General features: G+C 31.5%; 22 protein-coding genes, 2 tRNA genes, 1 other RNA gene and 1 pseudogene. 5 read left to right on the plus strand and 21 right to left on the minus strand.

Annotated elements, in window-relative coordinates; all coding sequences use genetic code 11:
- Window positions 1-26: 26 nt before the first annotated feature.
- The 5 genes from HMPREF0629_RS01000 to HMPREF0629_RS01015 all read right to left on the minus strand — a co-directional run bounded on the left by HMPREF0629_RS01000 (window position 27) and on the right by HMPREF0629_RS01015 (window position 4,535).
- Window positions 27-1,781, minus strand: coding sequence for a proline--tRNA ligase (locus HMPREF0629_RS01000; RefSeq protein WP_009221514.1), 1,755 nt, complete (start codon window positions 1,779-1,781; stop codon window positions 27-29).
- A gap of 221 nt (window positions 1,782-2,002) precedes the next feature.
- Window positions 2,003-2,614, minus strand: a complete 612-nt coding sequence (locus HMPREF0629_RS01005) for a glycerol-3-phosphate acyltransferase (protein WP_039856387.1) — start codon at window positions 2,612-2,614, stop codon at window positions 2,003-2,005.
- Between the two features lie 253 nt (window positions 2,615-2,867).
- Window positions 2,868-3,210: a transfer-messenger RNA gene (gene ssrA / locus HMPREF0629_RS07730) on the minus strand.
- Between the two features lie 102 nt (window positions 3,211-3,312).
- Window positions 3,313-3,876: a VanZ family protein gene (locus HMPREF0629_RS01010; protein WP_255263786.1), complete on the minus strand. Its 564-nt coding sequence runs from the start codon at window positions 3,874-3,876 to the stop codon at window positions 3,313-3,315.
- 20 nt (window positions 3,877-3,896) lie between these two features.
- A complete protein-coding gene (locus HMPREF0629_RS01015; protein WP_009221517.1) occupies window positions 3,897-4,535 on the minus strand; it encodes an HAD family phosphatase in 639 nt (212 codons plus the stop codon).
- A 217-nt stretch (window positions 4,536-4,752) separates the two neighbouring features.
- Between HMPREF0629_RS01015 and HMPREF0629_RS01020 the strand changes: the two genes are divergently transcribed.
- A tRNA-Pro gene (locus HMPREF0629_RS01020) sits at window positions 4,753-4,829 on the plus strand.
- Between the two features lie 44 nt (window positions 4,830-4,873).
- Window positions 4,874-4,950 (plus strand) — tRNA-Pro (locus tag HMPREF0629_RS01025).
- Window positions 4,951-5,195: 245 nt separating this feature from the next.
- Here the strand turns inward: HMPREF0629_RS01025 and HMPREF0629_RS01030 are convergent.
- From HMPREF0629_RS01030 to HMPREF0629_RS01050, 5 genes are all read right to left on the minus strand, one after another.
- Entirely contained in the window at window positions 5,196-5,621 is a 426-nt protein-coding gene (locus HMPREF0629_RS01030) for an EamA family transporter (protein WP_009221518.1), read from the minus strand.
- 176 nt (window positions 5,622-5,797) lie between these two features.
- Window positions 5,798-6,721: a carbon-nitrogen hydrolase family protein gene (locus HMPREF0629_RS01035; protein ID WP_009221519.1), complete on the minus strand. Its 924-nt coding sequence runs from the start codon at window positions 6,719-6,721 to the stop codon at window positions 5,798-5,800.
- A gap of 52 nt (window positions 6,722-6,773) precedes the next feature.
- Window positions 6,774-7,283 (minus strand): hypothetical protein, encoded by a 510-nt coding sequence (locus HMPREF0629_RS01040; protein ID WP_009221520.1) that lies wholly within the window; start codon window positions 7,281-7,283, stop codon window positions 6,774-6,776.
- Between the two features lie 15 nt (window positions 7,284-7,298).
- A complete protein-coding gene (gene rlmH / locus HMPREF0629_RS01045; RefSeq protein ID WP_009221521.1) occupies window positions 7,299-7,778 on the minus strand; it encodes a 23S rRNA (pseudouridine(1915)-N(3))-methyltransferase RlmH in 480 nt (159 codons plus the stop codon).
- Entirely contained in the window at window positions 7,775-8,326 is a 552-nt protein-coding gene (locus tag HMPREF0629_RS01050; RefSeq protein WP_009221522.1) for an isochorismatase family protein, read from the minus strand. Before HMPREF0629_RS01050 ends, rlmH begins: the two co-directional genes overlap by 4 nt.
- 156 nt (window positions 8,327-8,482) lie before the next feature.
- Between HMPREF0629_RS01050 and HMPREF0629_RS01055 the strand changes: the two genes are divergently transcribed.
- Window positions 8,483-9,667 carry a carboxylate--amine ligase gene (locus HMPREF0629_RS01055; protein WP_009221523.1) on the plus strand — a complete coding sequence of 395 codons (1,185 nt, stop codon included), beginning with the start codon at window positions 8,483-8,485 and terminating at the stop codon, window positions 9,665-9,667.
- A 139-nt stretch (window positions 9,668-9,806) separates the two neighbouring features.
- On the opposite strand, the gene HMPREF0629_RS01060 is transcribed toward HMPREF0629_RS01055, so the two are convergent.
- The 3 genes from HMPREF0629_RS01060 to HMPREF0629_RS01070 form a co-directional block, all read right to left on the minus strand.
- The gene (locus HMPREF0629_RS01060; RefSeq protein ID WP_009221524.1) at window positions 9,807-10,229 is read right to left on the minus strand and encodes a DUF3887 domain-containing protein; all 423 of its coding nucleotides are present in this window, start codon (window positions 10,227-10,229) and stop codon (window positions 9,807-9,809) included.
- Window positions 10,230-11,114, minus strand: coding sequence for a DegV family protein (locus HMPREF0629_RS01065; RefSeq protein ID WP_009221525.1), 885 nt, complete (start codon window positions 11,112-11,114; stop codon window positions 10,230-10,232). It lies immediately after the preceding gene.
- A 143-nt stretch (window positions 11,115-11,257) separates the two neighbouring features.
- A complete protein-coding gene (locus HMPREF0629_RS01070) occupies window positions 11,258-13,285 on the minus strand; it encodes a urocanate hydratase (RefSeq protein WP_009221526.1) in 2,028 nt (675 codons plus the stop codon).
- 236 nt (window positions 13,286-13,521) lie between these two features.
- On the opposite strand from HMPREF0629_RS01070, the gene hutI reads away from it, so the two are divergent.
- Window positions 13,522-14,784 carry an imidazolonepropionase gene (gene hutI, locus HMPREF0629_RS01075; RefSeq protein WP_009221527.1) on the plus strand — a complete coding sequence of 421 codons (1,263 nt, stop codon included), beginning with the start codon at window positions 13,522-13,524 and terminating at the stop codon, window positions 14,782-14,784.
- A 139-nt stretch (window positions 14,785-14,923) separates the two neighbouring features.
- On the opposite strand, the pseudogene HMPREF0629_RS01080 reads toward hutI, so the two are convergent.
- Together HMPREF0629_RS01080 and rlmD are read right to left on the minus strand one after the other, a co-directional pair.
- Window positions 14,924-15,655 (minus strand): annotated as a pseudogene (locus tag HMPREF0629_RS01080) (TraX family protein).
- A 385-nt stretch (window positions 15,656-16,040) separates the two neighbouring features.
- Window positions 16,041-17,375 carry a 23S rRNA (uracil(1939)-C(5))-methyltransferase RlmD gene (gene rlmD, locus HMPREF0629_RS01085; protein ID WP_009221528.1) on the minus strand — a complete coding sequence of 445 codons (1,335 nt, stop codon included), beginning with the start codon at window positions 17,373-17,375 and terminating at the stop codon, window positions 16,041-16,043.
- A gap of 95 nt (window positions 17,376-17,470) precedes the next feature.
- On the opposite strand from rlmD, the gene HMPREF0629_RS01090 reads away from it, so the two are divergent.
- Window positions 17,471-18,298, plus strand: a complete 828-nt coding sequence (locus HMPREF0629_RS01090) for a polysaccharide deacetylase family protein (RefSeq protein WP_039856392.1) — start codon at window positions 17,471-17,473, stop codon at window positions 18,296-18,298.
- Window positions 18,299-18,433: 135 nt separating this feature from the next.
- Here the strand turns inward: HMPREF0629_RS01090 and HMPREF0629_RS01095 are convergent, their stop codons facing one another.
- The 6 genes from HMPREF0629_RS01095 to metG are packed head-to-tail and all read right to left on the minus strand — an operon-like array spanning window position 18,434 to window position 23,214.
- The gene (locus tag HMPREF0629_RS01095; RefSeq protein ID WP_009221530.1) at window positions 18,434-18,664 is read right to left on the minus strand and encodes a glutaredoxin family protein; all 231 of its coding nucleotides are present in this window, start codon (window positions 18,662-18,664) and stop codon (window positions 18,434-18,436) included.
- A 51-nt stretch (window positions 18,665-18,715) separates the two neighbouring features.
- Entirely contained in the window at window positions 18,716-19,072 is a 357-nt protein-coding gene (locus tag HMPREF0629_RS01100; RefSeq protein WP_009221531.1) for a helix-turn-helix transcriptional regulator, read from the minus strand.
- Complete coding sequence (gene rsmA / locus HMPREF0629_RS01105; RefSeq protein ID WP_009221532.1) at window positions 19,072-19,938, minus strand: 16S rRNA (adenine(1518)-N(6)/adenine(1519)-N(6))-dimethyltransferase RsmA; 867 nt, start codon at window positions 19,936-19,938, stop codon at window positions 19,072-19,074. Before rsmA ends, HMPREF0629_RS01100 begins: the two co-directional genes overlap by 1 nt.
- Window positions 19,922-20,470 (minus strand): ribonuclease M5, encoded by a 549-nt coding sequence (rnmV, locus tag HMPREF0629_RS01110; RefSeq protein WP_036730338.1) that lies wholly within the window; start codon window positions 20,468-20,470, stop codon window positions 19,922-19,924. The genes rsmA and rnmV overlap by 17 nt, the downstream gene beginning before the upstream one ends.
- Entirely contained in the window at window positions 20,463-21,230 is a 768-nt protein-coding gene (locus HMPREF0629_RS01115; protein ID WP_009221534.1) for a TatD family hydrolase, read from the minus strand. Before HMPREF0629_RS01115 ends, rnmV begins: the two co-directional genes overlap by 8 nt.
- Window positions 21,231-21,240: 10 nt before the next feature.
- Window positions 21,241-23,214, minus strand: a complete 1,974-nt coding sequence (gene metG / locus HMPREF0629_RS01120) for a methionine--tRNA ligase (RefSeq protein WP_009221535.1) — start codon at window positions 23,212-23,214, stop codon at window positions 21,241-21,243.
- Window positions 23,215-23,406 lie beyond the last annotated feature (192 nt).

Raw genomic sequence — 23,406 nt, forward strand, 5'->3', positions numbered from 1 at the left:
TTTCAAGCTATATTAATTATACCCAATTAGTTTTCAAAAAGATCTAAAAGGGCTTTGCTAAGATTATCTTTAACTGATGAATTAAAAATCTCGCCGGATACTTTTTCAATAGCTTCCTTAGCAAAAATCTCTGTCTTTTCTGTTTCTCTTCTGAGTGAATATTCAACTATTTCTTCTGCTGCACGCTTTCCAACTGTTATTCTGATAGGTATTCCGATTAAATCTCTATCCTTAAATTTTACTCCTGCTCTTTCATTTCTATCATCAAGTAAAACTTCATGACCTAACTCAACCAAAGAATTATAAATCTTTTCGCCAAGCTCAAGCTGAATTTCATCTTTAGGATTTACCACAGTTACAATTACATGATAAGGTGCAACTGACATAGGCCAAATAATCCCATTCTCATCGTAATTTTGTTCTACGATAGCCGTTACGGTTCTTGTAACACCTACCCCATAGGAACCCATCCAAATAAGCTGTTCTTTTCCGTTTTCATCAAGATATGTTGCATTTAAAGCCTCTGAATATTTTGTTCCGAGCTGGAATATATTTCCTACTTCAATCCCTCTTGCAAACTTAAATTTTTCATTAGTTCCTTCAATGATATCTCCTTCTCTCACCTCAAGAAGGTCTTCACAAATTTCACCTTTAAAATCTCTGTCATAATTTGCATTTTTTATATGATAGCCAACTTTATTAGCTCCTACAACTAAATTATCCATTTGAGTTATAGACTTGTCAAAAATCAATCTTACATCTTCCGAAAGCCCTATCGGTCCTGTATATCCGGGTGCCGAATTAATAGATAGTATCTGTTCATCATTCATCATTTCAATTTCATGTTCGGGTGTCATCAAATATCCTTCAAGTTTTGCCATATTAAGTTCTCTGTCTCCCGGAATGAATACTATAACAGGATTTCCGCTAACCATTAAATCAATAGCTTTGATGCAATTTTGAGATTTAAGTCCTAAAAATGAAGCTACAGCTTCAATTGTTGTAGAATCAGGAGTATATACCTCTTCAAGCTCAAGTCTTTCACATCTTTCAGGAAGCTCATATACAACTTTCGCCTTTTCTTGAGTTGCGGCATATTTTCCGGTTGGAGAATATGCTATTACGCCTTCCCCTGTTTCAGAAAGAGCTATAAATTCATGAGATTTTTTTCCTCCCATGGCTCCATTATCTCCCTCTACAATTTTATAATCCAAACCCAATCTGTCAAAAATCTTTTCATAAGCTCTATACATTTCCATATAAGAAACTTGCATAGTCTCAGGAGTTGTATCAAAAGAATAAGCATCCTTCATTGAAAATTCTCTTGCTCTGTTAATTCCAAAACGCGGTCTTTTTTCATCTCTGTACTTTGTTTGGATTTGATATAAATTTAGAGGAAGCTGTTTATAAGATTTAACTTCATCTTTGATAAGTGTTGTAAAATATTCCTCAGCAGTAGGTCCGAGACAAAACTCCCTGTCATTTCTATCTCTAAGCTTAAACATTTCCGGACCAAATCTATCCCAACGGTCACTTGCTTCCCAAATTTCTTTTGGCTGAATAGCACTCATTAAAATTTCTTGAGAGCCTGCTCTATCCATCTCTTCACGAACAATTTTTTCCACCTTTTTTATAACCTTATATCCAAGAGGTAAATAAGTATAAATTCCACTGGCAGATTTTCTGATGAAGGCTCCTCTAAGAAGAAGTTGATGAGATGCAATTTCAGCATCTGCCGGCACTTCTCTAAGTGTTGGCATATATAATTTAGATAATTTCATAAATTCCTCCAATTTTATATTACAATTCGCCATAATATTATAATCTTTAAATCTCTATTTTTCAAGTATTCTACCTTATTTATATGTTTTTTGCTTTAAAACTTATCTAATAATGATAAAAATACAGAAAACTTAAAAATACTACTCTACTAAAATAAAAAATAGAAGATAAATATACCTTCTATTTTTTATATTTATAAATCAATTCAGCATGTAACAGCTTATTTTTTCTTTAAACTGCCGCTTAATCTTTTCTCTGTTCCATTTAAAATTCTTCTATAATTTTTTAAATGATAAATCAAACTTATCGAGAAAATTAAAACTGAAATTGCCACAGAAACATTTCCATACCCCAAATTAACTGTAAAAAATATGAATATTATATTTAAAAAAAATGTTCCTATTACAATATAATCAGTTAAAAATGTTACTATTGAGATCCCGAAAACTCCTGCTATTAAAGGAACTGTTCCCATAGAAAGAAGTATTCCGACTATGCAGGCTGTTCCTTTTCCTCCTCTAAATCCCATATAAAACGGATGACTATGTCCTAAAAAAACACCAAGTCCGCATAAATGAAGCATATATTCACTACTCGGAAGATAGACACCCATTAAATATTTCGACAATTTAACCGCAACATATACCTTTAAAATATCCACAAGAGCAACCACAAATCCGAATTTCCATCCATAATTTACAACAGCATTTGATGCTCCGCTGTTACCGTGGCCTTTTTCTCTAATATCTTCATGCTTTAAATACCTTGACATTAAATATGCCGTTTGAAAATTACCGAAAAGATATCCTACTATAAAATAAAAAGCTATCATAAAATCTCCCAATCAATATCCTAATAAATAATTTAATTTTTTAGATTATACCATCTAATAATATATGTGTATAGCATATAAATAATTTATTCATTGAAACAAAAAAGAACTTTTACAATTAAAAGTTCCAATTTATATTTTATAGTCATAATTAATATTAACTTTTCTCAAAACTTAATTTATTAAATCAAATTTTCTGTTTTAAAAAAATTAATCATTTTTAAGTAAGATTAAAACTGTACCTACACTTTTATGGTGGAGGCGGCGGGAGTTGAACCCGCGTCCGAAAGCTCTTTACAGTTAGATTCTCCGAGCGCAGTTTATCTTTTTTTATTCGATCTAAAACTCCGACAAACAGGATTTTTAAACTATATTATCATAAATACCCCCTCTGCTATGATAAATTACAGAGCTTTGTTTCCCACTGATTTGACACCTGATTTAAAGCCGTGGGGTTCTCTAAACAGATGACGCTATTTATGCTGCGTAAGCTAAATTATTGTTTTCGTTTATTTTGTTTGAGACTTTTTATGTTGTTCCTCACAACAGCTCGCTACTAAAAGCTCCAAACCCCCGTCGAAGCCAATTTCGCCCCCATATGACATATTATATGGTAATTTTATTTATCAGTCAATTCTTTTAAACTTAAGCCTTAATTAATAAAAATGAGGGTAATATATTGCATTTTCCTCATTTTATTAATTATATTTATTTTGAATCATCTTAAATACGAAATATCCTATCATTCCACCTATAGTATTTAATATAAAATCGTCAATATCAACAGATCTTCCTACAAAAAATTGAACTATTTCAACTAAAAAGCTAAATGTTGCAGACAAAACTGCAACTCTATAAAATTTTCTCATATCATCATATAGCATGGGCAACATGGTTCCGAACGGAATAAATATTAAAATGTTTCCTGCTATATTTAAAAACACATGAAAAACTCCGGAGTATTTTATATAACTTTTCATAGTTCTAAACGGTATTATATTAACTCCCCATGAACCTGCACTTATTCTATCTTTAAAATCGCCTACAAAATCAAAATTTTGTGATGTCAAATCTATTCCATGATTTGACATAAATACATTAGGTAAAAACAAAAGTAAGCACATTACGGCAATATATGCAACAAAAATACTCAGTATAAGCTCTCTTTTAGGATTTGATTTTCTCTTTAAACTCTTGAAAAAGTTTGTTCGTATTAAAGAAAATAATATAAATGTAAATACAAATACCAAAATTCCTATCATAGAAAAAAATAACAAGAGTTTCATCTTACTTCCCACTCTCTAAAGCTATTTATATGATAATCATTTTTTGCTTTTATTTCATCCCAATGCTCGCTGCAAGTCTGCTCATATACTCCAACTGTCACAAGACCTGCCTTTTTTGCAGCTTTTAGTGCAAAAGGAGCATCATCAAATAGAAATATTTCATCAGGAGAATGATTCAATCTTTTTGAAATAAGTTTAAAATACTCACTGTCATTTTTAGCAATTCCAACCATGTCACAAGTTTGAACGAAATTAAAATATTCTCTTATATTAAATCTGTTAAATAACGGCTCTATAAATTCAGTACTTGTTGCAGTACCCAGTACGATATCATATCCGCTTTTTTTAAAATCCTCAAGAACTCTAAATGCATCGTCCTTTGGTTTTACTTCATTGAGATAAAAATGCATAACTAAATCTTTAAAGTCATCATAAATTTTTTCGGCACTATCTTTTAAATTATAGTATTCCTTCAAAAATACTGAATTCATTTTAAGGCTTAATGTCGCTATCTTTTGTGCAACTTTATCTTCTAATTCTATATTTAGACTCTCTAAATAATCTCTTCCGAGATCTCTCCACATAGGCATTGAATCTATTAATGTTCCATCTAAATCAAAAATTACTGCTTTCATTTTTCTTCCCTCATTCCGTTTTACTATTATATATTTTAAGAAAATTTATGTCAATTAAAGTATATTGAATAGAAAATAAGAGTAAATTTGAGATAAACTATAAAAAAATAAGTATTTAAAGAATTTTAGTGTATAAAATGTTTTTTAATATATATTTGCTTATAAAAATATCTTGAAAGTTATAATACTATACAATATAATTAATTGGTAATCATTTCGGGGTGTAGCGCAGTTTGGTAGCGCACGTGGTTTGGGACCATGGGGCCGGGGGTTCAAATCCTCTCACCCCGACCACAGACTGAGCTTTATCGGCTTAGTCTTTTTTTATAACTTAGTTTCGGGGTGTAGCGCAGTTTGGTAGCGCACGTGGTTCGGGACCACGGGGCCGAAGGTTCAAATCCTTTCACTCCGACCAAATTTTATATAGATAAAAATGGCAGGACTGATCCTGCCATTTTTTCTTTAATATCAACAATATTTCAATTTTTTACTACAAATGCTATACTTATCAATTCTCATATCATAAGTAAAATAAATTATCTTTTTAAATCTCATATATTAAGAGTTAAATATCAAATAATAAATATATAAGATGCTCTAAAATTTTATTTTTTATTTCCAATTTATTAGAATCAGATTTTTTTATAAATCCGCTTACTTTTATTTTGTTATAAGTGCAATTCCTATAACGCATACTACCATTCCGGCAAGTTGTCTCGGTGTTATTACTTCTTTATATATCATTGCACCTACAACAATTAAAAGACACGAAACCAAAATATTTGCCACTGCAGTTGCCGTACTTATCTTCCATCCTGCACGATATATAAACAAGTATCCTATTTCAAGTCCGACTATCGCAAGTCCAAGTGCAAATGCCGTCCAATTTATTTTGGAGAGTTCAGGAATGGCATTTTGCGGTTTTGTTGTTGTAATAAACGCAATGCCCGTACACACTGCCGCAACAATATAAGTAATCATCAATGTCCCAAATGTATTTGCATTTTGAGGTATTGATTTCTGACTTATGTTATAAAACGTATTTGATAAAATTACCACTAAAAGTGGCCATAGCATAGTCCACATATAAACTCCTTAAAAAAATAAACCACTTGACTATACAAGTGGCAATCTCAAACTATACGTTCTGACTTCTCACAACATGATTATATCAAAAAGCTATGCTATAATCAATACTGCGCAGAAGTAAAAACAGCTTTAATTTTTTATTATTTATAGTAAATAATTTTTTTAATAATATTCTACCTGTCATCAACGCTCAATTTTAAAACATCAGGTCTCGAATAATGTCCGCATACATCAAATTCCATTCTGCTCATAGAAACCTTGGACATATCCAAATCGGCATATAAAATTTCTTCTCTGTCCCAAACCGGTTCCACTACATAATGTCCATATGGATCTACTATACTGCTTCCGCCTCTGCATACAATTTCTGAAAGCTTTAAAATTTCATCTTGAGATTTTAAACTCTTCGGATAAGATGACTTTTTAATTATCATATCGCAATTTATAAAATAGCAATGTCCTTCAATTGCAATGTGCTGAATTGTAGATTGCCATTCCGCGTTGTCATTTGTATTTGGAGAAATATAGATGGTTATTCCCTTCTCATAAAGTGCAACTCTTGCAAGCGGCATATAACTTTCCCAGCATATCATACTTCCGACAGGTCCCCAAGGAGTACCCGCAACAGGAAAATATCCCTTGTTCGCATCTCCCCAAACAACTCTTTCAGAACCCGTAGGCTTTAACTTTCTATGTACTGATAAGAGCTTTCCCACAGGAGAAAAAATTAAATTTGAATTATAAAGTGTATCGGATATGGAATCTCTTTCAGAAACTCCAATACTTAAATATACTCCGGCACTCTTTGCGACCTTTGACAAAATTTCAGTTTCCTCGCCCGGAACCAATATCGAATTGTCATAATATAATTTCCAATCACATCTGCCGTCTGCATTTCTACTCCCAACTGTAAAACCGAATGTCATTCCATACGGATAACCCGGAATAAAAAGCTCCGGAAAAACCACAAACTCGGCTTCTTTTTTTGCAGCCTCTTCAATTAATTTTACAGCTTTATCAAGACAAGCATTCTTGTCAAATAAAGCAGGTTCAGCTTGCACAACTGCAATTTTGCATATTTCTTTCAAATTCTTCATCAAAAATTCCTCTCACACAATTTTTTATAAAATGCCAAATGTCTTTACAATATTATTTTTTACCTATTACCGAATTACAATAACTGCAATTTCCCACAAAACCTTTTTTGACTTTGTTAGTCGCGCCGCAATGCGTACAATACACTTCTACAAACTCAACTTTTTCATTATCGGTATAAAGAATAAGTTTCGGTTTTTCGTTAAGATCAAGATGAAAATTCATTACATAATCTTTTTGTATAAGTTTTTTTATTATCTTTATAAGTTTTTCATCATCAATTTTAAAGCTTTTTGCCATAGTAGAGATTAAAACTTCCCCATCGGAATCACCTCTGATATATTTTGAATATTCATTTGCATAATTGCACAATACTCTTTTTTTATTTCCGCTATATATCAGCCAAACTCCCGGCAACATCATAAGTATTATAGTCAAAACTACTTTTAAATCACTTGTAGTTATACATCCGGCAGACCAAAATAATAGAATAATTACACCAATTGTAATTTCTATTTTTGATGTACGTCTAGCTTTGTTTACATTTTTCATATTAATATACATAACATATCTCCTTAACTATTTATGATACGGAAATCCATTTGCTATTCTAAATGCACGATATATCTGTTCAAGCAATATTAATCTCATAAGTTGGTGAGGAAATGTCATATCTGAAAAAGAAAGCTTATAATTTGCTCTCTTCGATATATTTTCTGCAAGTCCAAGCGAACCTCCTATTATAAAATCAATAGTTGAATTCCCTGAGAGTTGAATTTTTTGAAGTTTGTCTGCAAACTTTTCGGAGCTTACCTTTTCTCCCTTAATTTCAAGTGTTATTACGTAATCTGTTTCTCTTATGTTTTTTAAAATTCGTTCCGCTTCTTTTTCCTTTATCTGCTTAATCTCATTATCTGAAAGTTTTTCCGGAGCAGATTCATCTGAAACCTCCACTATTTTTACAACCGCATGAGCAGAAAGCCTTTTTTTAAATTCATCTATACCGTCTCTTATATATTTTTCCCTAACACGACCAACTGCAATAATGTTTATGTTCATACAATTTCAACACCCAGTTTTCTAAGTTCTGCTATATTTTTTATATGGTCATCTTCATTTACATATCCGACACCATTTAAAAAGAGTTTTACATTTTTACCGTTATTCAAAAATTCAAGAACAGTTTCTCTGACACAATACTCACTTGCAAGACCGCAAACTATAAATTCATCTGAAACAATATCCGCTATTGTTTTTCCATTTTCATTTTTTGCATAGTATGCAGAATATTCTTCAACTTCATCATCTATTCCCTTCCTATATAAATTTTCGGATAGAGGTTTAAACGATTTATTCTGAACTTCATCAAAATCATTTGAAATTTCACTTCCAAATTCTCCTGCAATACAATGTACAGGCCAAATACCTCCATTTATCTCAAAAGATTTATTAGTCTTATTATGATAATCTGTGGAATAACAAACCTCACCCACTTCATTTGAATTTATAAAATTTACAATATTTTTAATTGCATCTTTTGCACCTATGCAAGAAAGAGTACCTGTAATAAAATCATTCTGACAATCAACCACAATTAATGTTTTCAAAATAATTCTCCTTTCAAATCTCCATATAATCTATTATATTCAACATACACTAATTTTATTATTTTATCAAGACAGCTATATGTAAAAGCTCAAAATAATTAACTTTTTTTAATAAAAATGATATAATATTCTAAATTATTGATTAGGAGTAAAAATATGAAATATAAAAATAAAGCTGTTGTTCTGGGAACAAATTACTACATAGGATTATCCGTTGTCAGAAACCTCGGCAGGAGCGGAGTTAAAGCTGTAACTGTTGACTATGATGAAAATTCTCACTATGGTGTTTCAAAATATGTAAAAGAAAGACTCATTGCTCCGCATTACAAAAACGAAGAAGAAAAGTGTGTTGAATTTTTAATTGAATATGCTAAAAAGCAGGCACACAAACCTGTGTTATTCCCCACAGCCGATTTATATGTAGAATTTATGGAAGATAACTTTGATAAGTTAAAGGAATATTATTTGTGGCCAAATGAACAAAAAGGTCTTTATCGAAGCCTTATGGACAAACAATCTCTGCTTCAATATACCGAACCGCTTGGAATTAAGACACCTGAGATTATCCCGATGAATGCCGAAAATTTATATGATAGAGTTACCGAAGAACTCGGATATCCTTGTATAGTAAAGCCTAAGGATTCAATGCCTTTCGTAAATCAATATAGATCCAAGGTGTTCTTTATAAATTCAAAAGAAGAGCTGATTGAAAAAATTGAACTTTGTAAAAGAGACGGTCAGGAAGTTTTCGTTCAGAGAATTGTAAAAGGTCCTGAAACAAATTGCTATTCATTTGATGTTTATATGGATAAAAACCAAAATCCGGTAAGCTATATGACAACAAACAAAATAAGACAATGGCCTATAAATTTTGGAGCAAGTACTTACGCAAAACAACACTATATTCCGGAACTATATGACATATGTGTCCCGCTTTTTAAATCTGTAAAATACAGAGGATTTGCAGAAGTTGAACTTAAACGTGATGAAAGGACAAACACAATCTATCTTGTAGAAGTAAATGTGCGATTTGTAAACTTTACAGAGTTGCAATGCCACATGGGTATGAACACTCCTATGATGTACTTTTTAGACTCAATAGGAGAAGAATATAGCGGTGTTAAAGTGGAAAAAGATATGGAAGTATATTGGAAATATAAATATGAAGATATCTCAGCTATAAGAGCATATTTAAAAACAAAGCAGATGACAATAGGTCAAATTATAAGAGACTACAGATTCTCTAAAGTAAGTTCCACTTGGGCATGGGATGACCCGAAACCGGGTATTCAATTTTTCAAATGGGCAATAGGTCATAAACTAAAAAAAGCTGAAATTTGAAAAAATATATTGAAAAATAAAAAATTCTTCTGTTCACTCCAATGGCATTTCGAATTTCCATATAAATCTGAATATAAACTAAAAATTTAGTTCAAAATTTTATAAATATTTGTAAACAAAAAAGGTGGCTTTTCCACCTTTATTTTACATATATTGCAACCAATTCATATTTTTCATTAAAAAACAATCTGAATTCAATAGATTTTTTTTCGAACTTTGCTTCTGTTATCGACATGGCAAGTATTTTACCTTTGTCATTCTTATATCCTTTTATACCTACTTGTGATTTACTCTCAAATTTTTCCGCCTTGTCAATTATCTTGCTTACACTTTCGGTTTCATCGCTGTTTAATTTATCTTTAAATGATGATTCCGCATATTCCGAAATTTTCTCATAGTCTTTTACAAGTAAACTTGTAACAATTTCATCACTTAATTGAGTTATTTTTTGAGCATCATAACTGTTTGGCAACTCAACACTGTTATCTTTCGGCCTTGTCATAAAGTAAAAACCTAAACAGGCTATTGCAACTACGGCAAAAATTATTTTTTTCCTATCCATTTAATCCTCCAAATACTTTAAAAGTTCATCCGGCAAATCTGCATCAAGATATGCAGCTCCTATTATATCCGGTCCTGTGTGCGCTCCTATTGTGCAACCGACCTTTTGCATCTTAATATTTGAATCTATCTTTCCTGCAAGATTTTCTTCAAGTTCTTCAGCAGGTTCTAATTTTTCTCCGCAAATTATAAATATTGTCTCATTTTTACTATTTCGATTTGTAGATTTTTCTATTATTTCAGTAATTCTCTTATAAGTTTTTTTATTACCTTTAACAAGCTCTTTTACTTCAAGTTTCCCATCTCTAACTTCAATTAACGGCCTTATATTTAAAATCTTACCTACACAATTACTTGCTCTTGAAATTCTTCCTCCTCTATAGAGATGTTCCATATCAAAAACTGTAAAAATATGTTTTATATGAGCTTTTAAATATTCTATGATTTCTAAAATCTGATTGAAACTTGCTCCATTTTTTGCTGCTAATGCGGCATAGTAATTCATAAGTCCACTTCCAACTGAAGCACACCGGGAATCTACCGACTTCATTTTTACACCTGGATATTTTTTCCCAAGTTCTTCTATTGCAAGAAGTGAATTATTGTAGCAACCTGTAACTCCGGAAGATAGTGAAATGTAAATAAAATCCTGATTATTCTTTGCCAATTCTTCAAATTTTACTAAATAATCATATAATGGAATTTGGGATGTACTGAAACTTTCTCCTGCTCTTTGCATTTCAAACATCTTATCGGAACTTATATCTACAATATCTCTGTATTCAGTTCCATTATTTGTAACTATTATACTTAAAATATCTATTCCAAGTTCTTCTATTATATCACTGCTTAAATCGCAACCACTGTCTGTTATTATTTTTGTCATTTTTCTACCTCACCCCTTCCATTTTACATTAATAAAAAAATTTTTTCCACCTTTCAAAATATTTATTTTAAATTTTTTGATTTATAACATCAAAAAAGCTATCTTAAAGGAATTATCCTCTAAGATAGCTTTTTATTTATATATTACTTGTTAAAAATTTTAGCTACTGCTGATTTTACAAGTTTTTCATCTGTTAAATAAGGAATTGTGATGTGTCCGTCTTCGTGCTTTCCGTTAAATTCAATAGATGTTTCCATAGCATGTTCATTTCTAGCCCAGTTACGTCTTGCAACTCCGCCCATAACGTCCCAGCTTAATGATAATTTAATTATTTCATCTACTCTTTCTGAACCGTCAAGAACTAAACCGAAACCTCCGTTGATTGACTTACCGATACCAACTCCACCACCATTGTGAAGTGCTATTAAGCTCATTCCTCTTGCTGCATTACCTGCATAACATTGAACAGCCATATCCGCCATTACATTTGAACCGTCTTTTATATTTGAAGTTTCTCTAAATGGTGAGTCAGTACCACTTACGTCATGGTGGTCACGTCCCATCATTATAGGACCTACTTTTCCTTCTCTTACAAGTTTGTTGAATGCAAGAGCAATGTTTACTCTTCCTTCTTCATCTTGATAAAGAATTCTTGCTTCAGTACCAACTACTAATTGATTCTTTTCAGCATCTCTTATCCAGTTATAATTATCTCTATCTTGATATCTTCTTGTAGGATCAATTGCTTCCATAGCTGCACGGTCAGTAGCAACTAAGTCTTCATGCTTTCCGCTTAAGCAAACCCATCTGAATGGTCCATATCCATAGTCAAATAGAAGTGGTCCCATGATATCTTCTACATAGCTCGGCCAAATAAATCCGTCTTTATCATCTTTTCCGTTCTTAGAAATTTCTTTAACGCCTGCATCATAGATAGCCTTCATAAATGAGTTACCGTAGTCAAAGAAATAAGTTCCCTTAGCTGTAAGAGCCTTTATAACTTCAAAGTGTTGTTTTAATGTTATATCAACAAGTTTTCTAAATTTATCTTGATCTTCTGCAAGAAGTCTTGTTCTTTCTTCAAAACTGATTCCTACAGGGCAATATCCTCCGTCATATACATTATGGCAAGAAGTTTGGTCAGAAAGTAAATCGATATGAATATTGTTTTCATTCATATAGTGAAGAAGATCTACGATATTTCCATGATATGCAATACTCATAGCTTCTTTCTTTTCTAAGTATTCTTTAGCAATTTTAACTGCTTCTTCAGGAGTTTTAGCTAATTTAGAAATCCAACCTTGTTCAAGTCTTGTTTCAATTCTTGAAATATCAACTTCAGCTACAATAGCTACTGCATTTGCAATTTCTCCGGCCTTACCTTGAGCTCCACTCATTCCGCCAAGACCTGATGTTACGAATAATTTTCCTGAAAGATCTCCCTCAGCAGGAATACCAAGTTTTAATCTTCCTGCATTAAGAATTGTATTAAATGTTCCGTGAACAATACCTTGAGGTCCAATGTACATCCAACCGCCGGCAGTCATTTGACCATAGTTTGCAACTCCCATTTCTTCAGCAATTTCCCAGTCTTCAAGATTGTCATAAAGACCAACCATTATACCGTTTGAAATTATTACTCTCGGAGAATTCTTTCTTGATTTGAAAAGTCCAAGAGGATGTCCTGATTCCATAACAAGAGTTTGTTCATCAGTCATTTCTTCTAAATATTTCATAATTAATCTGTATTGCATCCAGTCATGGCATACAGAACCTGTTTCACCGTAAGTAACTAATTCATAAGGATATAAAGCTACTTCAAAATCAAGGTTGTTATCAATCATAACTTGCATTGCTTTACCTTCAAGGCAATTTCCCTTATATTCATCAATTGGCTTACCGTAAATTCTTCCTTCAGGTCTAAACCTGTAACCGTAGATTCTTCCTGTTGTAGTAAGCTCTTCTAAAAATTCAGGAATTAATTCTTCATGAAATTTTTCCGGAATATATCTTAAAGCATTTTTAAGAGCAATTTCAGTTTGTTCTTGAGATAATCTGAATCCTCTGTCAGGTGCTCTACGAATTCCCTCTTGGAATTTTGGCATTTCAGGCAGTTCGTCAAATTCCAATTTAATTTTCATTGCATTTGCAATATCATTATTGTTTATCATTTGTTTTTTTCCTCCTTTATTCTATGTAAATAAAAACACTTACTTTATGCCGTATTTACCTTATGTTATAAATAAACTATACAGGCTTATCGTCTTTAAAGTGTCAATATATAAATTATTAAAAAATTTATTAAAAAATTTATTAATTGATATAATATAAAATAGTTTGATGATAATTTGACACAAATTAGATTAAAATATCGTAAAATTAATTTAATTAATTAGGAGGTTTTACTATGATAGCAGATAAAATACTTTATAACTTAAATGAAATCTTCTGTCCCAACGATTTAGGTCATCCTCTAAGAGGAGCGGAAATGAATGAAGCCAAAATTCTTAAAAATGGTTATATTGCAATTTCAGGCGAAAAAATTTTAGAAGTTGGAGAAGGAGACGTACCGGAAAACTTAAAAGGTGAGAATACAGAAATGGTGGATCTAAGCGGTCATATCGCAGCACCGGGACTGATAGATTGTCATACACACCTTGTTTATGGAGGAAGTCGTGAAAATGAATTCTCAAAAAAATTAAACGGTGTAACTTACCTTGAAATTCTTGCTGCAGGCGGTGGAATACTATCCACACAAAAAGCAACAAGAAACTCTTCATTTGAAGAATTGTATAAAAAAACGGAAACTCTTTTAAATCACATGATGTATCATGGAGTTACAACAGTGGAGGCAAAATCAGGATATGGTTTAAATTGGGAAACTGAAAAAAAACAAATGGAAGTAGTTAAAAAACTTGACAAAGATCTTCCTATAGATTTAGTTTCAACATTTATGGCGGCACATGCAATTCCTCAAGAACTAAAAGACAATTCAGATGTATTTGTTGACGAAGTAATCGACATGCTCCCAAAAGTTGTAGAAGAAGATCTTGCAGAATTCTGTGATGTCTTCTGCGAAAAAGGAGTCTTTACGGCAAAACAATCTTATAAACTTTTAAAAGCAGCAGCAGAACATGGACTGAAAACAAGAATCCATTCAGATGAAATTGAATCAATAGGCGGATGTGACGTTGCGGCAGATTTAAAAACAACAAGTGCAGAACACTTGATGGTAATATCCGATGAAGATATCAAAAAACTTGCAGATGCAAATGTAATTGGAAATCTTCTACCGGGAACAACTTTTTCATTAATGGCAGACAGATTCGCACCGGCAAGAAAAATGATTGAAAACGGAATGGCAATCACTTTAACTACAGACTCAAATCCGGGTTCATGCCCGATGGCAAATCTACAATTCATAATGCAATTAGGTTGTCTTGCAATGAAACTTACACCTATCGAAGTATATAATGCGGTTACAATAAATGCAGCATATTCTGTTGCAAGAGCAGATAAAATCGGTAGCTTAGATGCCGGAAAATATGCAGACATTGCAATATTTGAAGCACCTAATCTTGATTACACTCTATACTTCTTTGCAACAAATCTATGTACTGAAGTTTATAAAAAAGGACAGCTTGTGGTTAAAAACAGACAAAGAGTATAATAAATCAAAAATAGACGGAAAATTCTTCCGCCTATTTTTTTATTTTAATTTTCAACAATACTGCTTTATAAATTTTTTCTTACACTAAAATACATTACTATTAATGATGTCAAATACAATATGATATTGACAACCGACTTTAGATATTTAAATAAAAACGCAAAATTCCGAGTATTAGGATGTGTGCAGGATAGAAAAAGTAGTTTAGCCACTTGTATTGTCTGCCTCTTTCCCCGTTGTATGTTATGGTCATGACAAATCCCAAAAAAGAGTAAAGCTCTTTTATAATTGACAGATAACCCAAATCTGCTCCAAGTAACTGTTTGTCATAGAAGATATAAAAAAGATAAGCGACAATTATAGCATGATAGTCATAATCAAGACTCAGTTTCATTGCCAAAAAACCAAAAATTACTACAATAATAATTGAGCCCACATACCAAAAAACTTTATTATGAATATTTTCTTTGAGACTGTCAATTATCCAAATTGTAATAAGGCATAGAGCTAATGTAAACATCATGTTGTTCCAATACGGGTCAAAATAAGTTCTTGATGTGAACATATCAAACGGAACTTTTGATATGGCTCCGAACATAAGAAGAGTAATCAAATATTTTTTTCTATTACTCGTCTTAAAAAATCCTTCCACTATAAAAAAGATAAATATAGGAAAGACAATTCTCCCTAGAACTGAAAATACATTAGATATATATAATAAAAATCCTTCACCGTCAAGCATAGGTGTTATTAATGCATTGTTTACATGATCAATCAGCATTTATACAAACGCTAAATATTTTAGTTGTGCTCCGTTAAAGACTTGAAACTTTTTTAATTTTTCTCGCTCAAATCGCTTACTTATCTCCATTCTTTCTCCCTATAAATAGATGTACCGGTCTTTTTGTTACACCTATCTGATTTGCAAGCTCAGTTGATATAATACCCGAATTTCTATCAAAAGTTTATAACTTTCTAAGGTTTTATTATATCTTCAAATATTTCCATACAGGTATAATTTCATTAAAATCAAACTGATAAATATTTGTTTTCATTATAATGTATTTATAAACTATTGTACAATTATAAATTTTAGCAAACAAATGCAAATTGGTATATTTTTCAAATAACTGTTCCCACATTATCAATGTGTTTTCACAAAGCAATTTTAAACGCAAAAATAAGGCTTACTCCCGGCTATCCATATATTTTAATGACAGCTGCAATAAGCCTTTATTTTCAATAATTTATTTATTTTAGTTCTGTCTGGAAAGCAAGGAGATTATCTCTATATGATTTGTTCGTGGAAATTGATCAAGTGCTTTTAACTCGATTATTTCATATCCCGATTCTAAAAATATTTTTAAATCTCTTACAAATGTTATCGGATTGCACGATATATATAAAAATTTTTCAGGTCTAAATGATATTATCTTATCTATTGCTTTTGGATTTATTCCCTCTCTCGGTGGGTCAAGTACTATTACATCCGCTTTGTATTCAAGTTCTTTTACCGCCTTAAACACATCATCACATATAAATTTGACGTTATTCAAATTATTTATTTCTGCATTCTTTCTTGCCGATTCAACCGCATCTTTGACTATTTCTATTCCAAGTGCCGACTTTGCCTTTCTTCCCAAGATTTGAGTTATCGTTCCTGTTCCCGAATACAAATCAAGCAAAATTTTATTGTCTAAATCTCCAAGCATATTACTTGCCAATGTATAAAGAACTTTTGCAGATTCAGTATTAGTTTGAAAAAATGAAAAGCAGCTCACTTTAAATTTAAGCCCTAACAATTCTTCATTAATATAATCTACTCCATAGTATTGAATTATTTTTTCAGGCACTATTGCATCTGAAAACGAGTCATTTATTGTATGCATAATGCCAACTACTTTACCCGATAATCCTAATTTTAAAAGTTCTTCAAAATATTCATCAAAGTTAAAATCACTACTTGCGGTTACGAGGTTTACCAATACTTCCCCGATTGACGATCGCCTTATAAGAAGATGTCTCAGTATTCCTGTGTGTCTCATTCGGTTATAAGGCTTTAATTTATCCTTAAAATATTCTAACGTAAATTTTCTTATAATATTAAAGTCTTCATTTACAATGTTGCACTCATCCGTATTCACAACTTCATAAAATCTATTTTTCTTATGAAGTCCAAGGCTCAAAGGTCCGTCTTTATATTCATCTGAAAATGTATATTCCATTTTATTTCTGTATGCCTTATGTACAGGTGAACTTATAAATTCCAGTTTTTCAAATTCAATGTCATTTTCTTTAAAAAGCTTTGTTATTAAATTTTTTTTGTATTCAAGTTCACATTCATAACTCATTGTTTGATATGTGCATCCTCCACAAACTTCGCTGTGAGGACAGTTGTTTTCATTTTCAAGTTCGGAGATATTAAGTATATTTAACAGCTTACCTTTAGTCCTTCTTGTAAGCTTTACTTCAACTTCCTGCCCCAATATCGCCCCTTTAAATGAAACTCTATTTTCTCCGTTTAAAATTTCACACCTATTTGGAAAGTCAACATTAATTACTTTCCCACTTATAATTTTACTCTTTGCCATATTCTCTCCTACTATTATAAATCAGGTAATATTATATCATAAAAGATATGTTTTAACTTTGGAAATTATGTGCTAAAATTTACATAGAGGTGCTTATGAAAAACAAGATTAAAATTTTAGGATTTATTTTATTAGTATTAATAGTTGGATTAAAGGTGTTTTTTAAAGATATTATAACTGTCGGGAAAGGTAGTATTCCTGTAATAACATACCACAGTATAAGTGATGTCAATCCTCAAAACAACGAATATATATTAGAAACAAAAAAATTTGAAGAAATGATAGAAGGGCTTTCAAAAAACGGATTTACATTTTTATCATTGGTTGATTTGGAGAATATAATAAACGGAAATGAAACTCTTCCGAAAAACCCGATTCTCGTAGCCTTTGATGATGGATATGAAGATAATTATACAACAGCTTTTCCGATACTTAAAAAATATAATGCAAAGGCTGCAATTTTTATAATAGGGTCCTATGTAGAAAAAGACGGTTTTTTAACATGGGATCAAATTCAAGAAATGGCAGAGTCTGGATATATAAGCTTTGGAAATCATTCCTATAATTTACATGATCAGTTCCTTGACGGTCCAAATAAAGGTAAAACTTGGATGAGTGCAAAACTTGAGAATGAAACCGATGAAGAGTATTATGAAAAAATTAAAAATGATTTGATTTGGAATAATGCTCTAATTTATCAGCGCTCTTCGGTTTTCCCTACAGCAATAGCATATCCCGGTGCAATGGTAAATGACGCCATATTAAATGCTACAAAAGATGCAGGTATTACAATAGGATTTATCGGCGGAAATAAAACAGCATCAAAGCTTAAAAATTTAGATCCGTATAAAATTCATAGATTTCACATAAAAAAATCTACTGACATTCAAAATATGATACGATTTTTAAAAAGCAATAATTAAAAATGATGTAATAAACTACTTTTTATATGATATTTTTAGTTTCTGCCCGTATCGGGTAGTTTTTGTTTATTTTATAAATTCAGATAAATATGACCATTAAAAAAGGTACTTACTTTTAAAGCAAGTACCTTTTTATTATTTACTCAATAATGATTCTAATTTTGCTTTATCAAAACCGACAATTTCTTCAGCTCCGATACAAATTACAGGAACTCCTGTGTATCCTTTAGCCATAAGTTCAGTTCTTGCTTCCTTGTCAGTTTGAACATTTTTTTCCTCGAACGGAATTTCTTTTTCTCTCAAATAGTCCTTAGCCATTGTACAATATGGACATGTATTTGATGTATAAACTACTACTTTTTCCATTTTCCATTCCTCCTTAAATCTTATTATACCCTCTTATATTTTATTTAATCATTATCTTCTTGTTTTATGTTCCGCATGTTCATATCCGTCATTAAAAAGGCTCAGTACATGCTCATCATCTAATGAATATATAGCTTTTCTTGCAATTCTCTTTACTCTTATGAGTTCTTGGCTTCTTAAAATTGCAAGTTGATGAGAAATTGATGATTGACTCATTTCTAAAAGTTCAGATATATCTGTTACACACAGCGGTCTTTTTGAAAGTGCATATATTATTTTAAGTCTTGTCGGATCTCCAAGCGCTTTAAAAATTGAAGATAACGAATCTAAAAGTCTTTCATCATTTTTAAATTTCGTTATATCTTCTAACAGTTTTTTTCTCTCATCACTTTTTAATTCATATTCCATTATTCTCCTCCTATATTTATACTAGGAAGATTTATCGACAATACAATAAATTCTTCCGAGCTGAGAGTTTCCGCTCTTCTTTTTTCATCTATGTTTGAAATTGAAAGAGCTTTTAATATTTCATTTTTATCTATATTAAACCCATAGCTTGAAAGTGCATTTATAAGAGTTTTTCTTCGCTTTGAAAAAGCTGCCCTGACAACTTTAAAAAGCTTATCTCTATCTATATCGGGTAAATCTTTTTTTATTTTTAAATTGACTACTGCAGAATCTACATTAGGTTTTGGCATAAATACATTTTTGGGAACTGTAAATTCATATTTAACATCAGAATAAAATTGTATAAATACCGAAAGTGAACCGTAGTCTTTTGTAGAAGGACTTGCCGAAAATCTATTTGCAACTTCTTTTTGAATCATTACAGTTATTGATTCTATATTCAAATCTTCTTCTATCAGTTTTGAAATAATCGGTGTTGTGACATAATATGGAAGATTTGCAACTACCTTAAAAGTTTCACCGCCAAATTCTTGTTCTGTAAATTTTTTAAGATCTGTCTTTAAAACGTCATTAAATATAATTTTTACATTTTCATAAGGCAATGATTCCTTTAAAAGTTCTTTTAAATGGTTATCTATTTCTATTGATACTACTTTTTTTGCCCTAAGACACAACTCTTCTGTAAGAGTTCCAACTCCCGGACCAATTTCAAGCACATTATCATTACTTGAGATTTCAGCACTGTCTACAATTTTTCTAACTATATTTCCATCTATTAAAAAATTTTGACCTAAAGACTTAGAAAATCTAAATCCGTATTTATTTAAAAGTTCTATAAGTCTTGCAGGTTTATATAGTCTTTCCATTTTCCACCACTTTCACTGCATTTTCAAATTCTTCTCTCGTAATTTTAAATCTGTTTAAACGACTTAAAAATTGTTTTGAATTTCCGTGTCCTATTTTTAAAATTTCACTAACTTTTTCTCTTTTTTCACTTGCTCCGATACTGCCCGAAAGACCGTGCATAATCAAATCTCTTTCATTAAACATAATGATTGAATCTTCATATTCAGGTTTTGCATTTTCAATTGCAATCTTTATATCATAAGCGCTGGCATTTTCAACGCCTATATTATCCTTTTTCTTTGCCTTGCCCTGTGGTAAGAAAGCATGCTTTGCACCTTTTAAGTGCTTAGATAAATCCGCTCTTATCTTTTTACCCATATAATCGGGATCTGTAAAAATTATTATTCCTCTTCTTTTATTTATCTCCTGAAGAGTTTTTATAAGTTTCATTCCATATCCGAATCCGTGAGTTGAAATAATTTCAGCATCTACCGCAGACTTAACCGCAGTAATATCATCTTTTCCCTCTACAACTATCACTTCTTTAATCATTATAGAACCTCTTTGTATTCGCATCTGTAATCTCTACAAGTTCAGATACCTTAATACCTCGAATATTTGCTATTTCCTTTGCAACATATTTAATATACATAGGCTCATTTCTCTTGCCTCTCATGGGAACGGGAGCCATATACGGACTATCCGTTTCAAGAAGAAGTCTATCAAGCGGAATTTCCAATGCAACTTCTTTAGGATGCCTTGCATTCTTAAATGTCACTGCTCCTCCAAGTGCTATATAACATCCCAGCTTAATATATTCTCTCATCATTTCAACACTCTGCGAAAAACAATGAATTAAAAATACAAGTTCAGGATATTTTTCTTTTGACTCTTTTATTATGTCGAATGTTTCCTGCACAGCTTCTCTTGAGTGAATTACTATAGGCAAGTTTAATTTGTGAGCAAGCTCTATTTGTCTTTTAAATACTTCCACTTGAATATTTCGAGGAGAGTTGTCGTAGTAATAATCGAGCCCTATTTCTCCAATAGCTCTTACCTTTTCATTTTTTGCCAGTTCAATCAGTTTTTCTTCAACTTCATCGCTATAACTCTTGGCATCATGAGGATGAATTCCTATTACCGCACGAATATTTTCATACATATTTGCAAGCTCTACCGAGGCTATGGAAGAGTTTAGATCTGCACCTATATTATAAACTAAATCTATTCCTCTTTCAGGTAGAGAATTGATTACAATATCTCTATCATAATCAAATCTCTCATCATCTAAATGTGCATGTGAATCTATCACATTATCACTCCTAACAAATTTCCGTTCCATCAGGAAGATCTTCATAAATTGTAGCAAGTGAAATCTTTCCGTCTTCACTTTCTGCCGCAAGAAGCATTCCCTTAGATTCTATACCTCTAAATTTTGCAGGTTTCAAGTTTGTGATTACAAGAAGTTTTTTACCTGTCAAATATTCCTTTGTAAAGTCGTTTTTAATGCTTGAAACGATAGTTCTTCTCTCATTTCCAAGTTTTAAATTTAAAAGATACAACCTATCCGCTTTCGGATGGTCTTCTACAGACTCTACCAATGCAACTTTAATTTTTATTTTTTTGAAGTCATCTATTGTACATTCTTCTGTTTCATCTTCTAAAACTTCTTCTACAGGTTCGGACTTTTTTGTCCAAAGTTGTTTTTCTCTTTCTCTTTCTTCTGCAAGTTTTTGATTTTCTTCATTGAGTCTTACAAACTCTTTTTCTACATCAAGTCTTGGGAACAACACTCCTACATTCTTAACATGTTCTCCGGCTTCAGTTAATCCCCATATTGCTGAATCTTCCCATTTAACTTCACCTTTTACTCTAAGAGATTTTCTTATTTCTCTTGATGTCTCTGAAATAAACGGATTTATCAAAACAGAAGTTATTCTAAGAGCTTCTGCTAAATTGTAAAGAACACTGTCAAGTCTCGGTTTATTACTTTCATCTTTGGCAAGTATCCAAGGTGTTGTTTCATCTACATATTTATTACATCTTCTAATTAAATTCCAAATTTCTTCAAGTGCAACCGAAAACTCAAAATGCTCCATAGCACTGTCTACCTTTGTCATTGTAGTTGTAGCAATATTAATTAAATCTTCATCAACTTCTTCGCTTACTGTTGCAGATGGAATATATCCGTCGTTATATTTTTCTATCATTGATATGATTCTTGAAACTAAGTTTCCAAGGTCATTTGCAAGATCCGAATTAAGTCTTTGCATAAATTTTTCCCTATTAAATGAACCGTCCGAACCGAATGAAAATTCTCTAAGCAAGAAATATTTTAAAGCATCTACACCATATAGTTTTATTATCGGTTCCGGATATATAACGTTTCCCTTGGATTTACTCATCTTATCATTGTCGAATAAAATCCATCCATGTCCAAATATTTTTTCAGGAAGAGGTAAATCAAGTGCCATTAATAAAGCCGGCCAAATTATAGTGTGAAATCTTATAATTTCCTTTCCTACAAGATGGACATCTGCAGGCCAAAATTTTTCAAATTTTTCATTATCTGTTCCATAACCTATTGCAGATAAATAGCAGCTAAGTGCATCTATCCAAACATATACAATATGCTTATCATCAAACGGAACTTTTACACCCCAATCAAATGAAGAACGTGTTACTGATAAATCATCAAGCCCGTCCTTTAAAAAGTTATTTATCATTTCATTTTTACGAGATACCGGTTCAATAAAATCAGGATGATCCTCATAGTATTTTAAAAGCCTGTCTCTATATTTAGAAAGTTTAAAAAAGTAAGACTCTTCTTTTTCAATGTGAGTTTCTCTACCGCAATCAGGACATTTATCGCCATCTTTTAATTGAGATTCTGTCCAAAAAGCCTCACATTGCGTACAATAATGACCTTCATATTGAGATTTATATATTTCACCTTTTTCATAAAGTTTTTTAAAAATTTCTTGAACATTCTTTTCATGTTCAGGATCAGTTGATCTTATAAATGCATCATAATCTATATCCATTTTAGACCACAATTCCTTAATGGACACAACAATATTATCTACATATTCTTTTGGTTCCAATCCTTCTTCCAAAGCTTTTTGTTGAATTTTTTGACCATGCTCATCAGTACCTGTTGTAAAAAATACATCATAGCCTTGCAATTTTTTATACTTCTTAATACAATCTGCGGCAACAGTACAATAAGTATGTCCTATGTGTAAATTACCACTCGGATAATAAATCGGCGTAGTTAAATAATATTTCTTTTCCATAATTACCTCCATATAAAATAAACCCTCGCCAAATGACGAAGGAGATGGCAACATTGTAACCATGATTTATGTTCACTTATTACAAGTTTATTAATCGCCTTAATTGCTTTAAATTATATGCTAAAATGTGATATTTTTCAAGTACTACACACCTTAACAAATTTTTAAAGAGGAGTAATAAAACTCCTCTAC

The organism is Peptoniphilus sp. oral taxon 386 str. F0131 (assembly GCF_000090945.1).
Classification (GTDB): Bacteria; Bacillota; Clostridia; order Tissierellales; family Peptoniphilaceae; genus Anaerosphaera; species Anaerosphaera mikwangii.

Coding starts and splice junctions, on each gene's coding strand:
- HMPREF0629_RS01095 (WP_009221530.1), bottom strand. CDS start 18,664: ATGGAAAAAGTAGTAGTTTATACATCAAATACATGTCCATATTGTACA.
- HMPREF0629_RS01005 (WP_039856387.1), bottom strand. CDS start 2,614: ATGATAGCTTTTTATTTTATAGTAGGATATCTTTTCGGTAATTTTCAA.
- HMPREF0629_RS01035 (WP_009221519.1), bottom strand. CDS start 6,721: ATGAAGAATTTGAAAGAAATATGCAAAATTGCAGTTGTGCAAGCTGAA.
- HMPREF0629_RS01055 (WP_009221523.1), top strand. CDS start 8,483: ATGAAATATAAAAATAAAGCTGTTGTTCTGGGAACAAATTACTACATA.
- HMPREF0629_RS01015 (WP_009221517.1), bottom strand. CDS start 4,535: ATGAAAGCAGTAATTTTTGATTTAGATGGAACATTAATAGATTCAATG.
- HMPREF0629_RS01010 (WP_255263786.1), bottom strand. CDS start 3,876: ATGATAGGAATTTTGGTATTTGTATTTACATTTATATTATTTTCTTTA.
- HMPREF0629_RS01000 (WP_009221514.1), bottom strand. CDS start 1,781: ATGAAATTATCTAAATTATATATGCCAACACTTAGAGAAGTGCCGGCA.
- HMPREF0629_RS01030 (WP_009221518.1), bottom strand. CDS start 5,621: ATGTGGACTATGCTATGGCCACTTTTAGTGGTAATTTTATCAAATACG.
- HMPREF0629_RS01070 (WP_009221526.1), bottom strand. CDS start 13,285: ATGATAAACAATAATGATATTGCAAATGCAATGAAAATTAAATTGGAA.
- rlmH (WP_009221521.1), bottom strand. CDS start 7,778: ATGAACATAAACATTATTGCAGTTGGTCGTGTTAGGGAAAAATATATA.
- HMPREF0629_RS01100 (WP_009221531.1), bottom strand. CDS start 19,072: ATGGAATATGAATTAAAAAGTGATGAGAGAAAAAAACTGTTAGAAGAT.
- HMPREF0629_RS01040 (WP_009221520.1), bottom strand. CDS start 7,283: ATGTATATTAATATGAAAAATGTAAACAAAGCTAGACGTACATCAAAA.
- metG (WP_009221535.1), bottom strand. CDS start 23,214: ATGGAAAAGAAATATTATTTAACTACGCCGATTTATTATCCGAGTGGT.
- rlmD (WP_009221528.1), bottom strand. CDS start 17,375: ATGGCAAAGAGTAAAATTATAAGTGGGAAAGTAATTAATGTTGACTTT.
- HMPREF0629_RS01090 (WP_039856392.1), top strand. CDS start 17,471: ATGAAAAACAAGATTAAAATTTTAGGATTTATTTTATTAGTATTAATA.
- HMPREF0629_RS01060 (WP_009221524.1), bottom strand. CDS start 10,229: ATGGATAGGAAAAAAATAATTTTTGCCGTAGTTGCAATAGCCTGTTTA.
- rsmA (WP_009221532.1), bottom strand. CDS start 19,938: ATGGAAAGACTATATAAACCTGCAAGACTTATAGAACTTTTAAATAAA.
- hutI (WP_009221527.1), top strand. CDS start 13,522: ATGATAGCAGATAAAATACTTTATAACTTAAATGAAATCTTCTGTCCC.
- HMPREF0629_RS01065 (WP_009221525.1), bottom strand. CDS start 11,114: ATGACAAAAATAATAACAGACAGTGGTTGCGATTTAAGCAGTGATATA.
- rnmV (WP_036730338.1), bottom strand. CDS start 20,470: ATGATTAAAGAAGTGATAGTTGTAGAGGGAAAAGATGATATTACTGCG.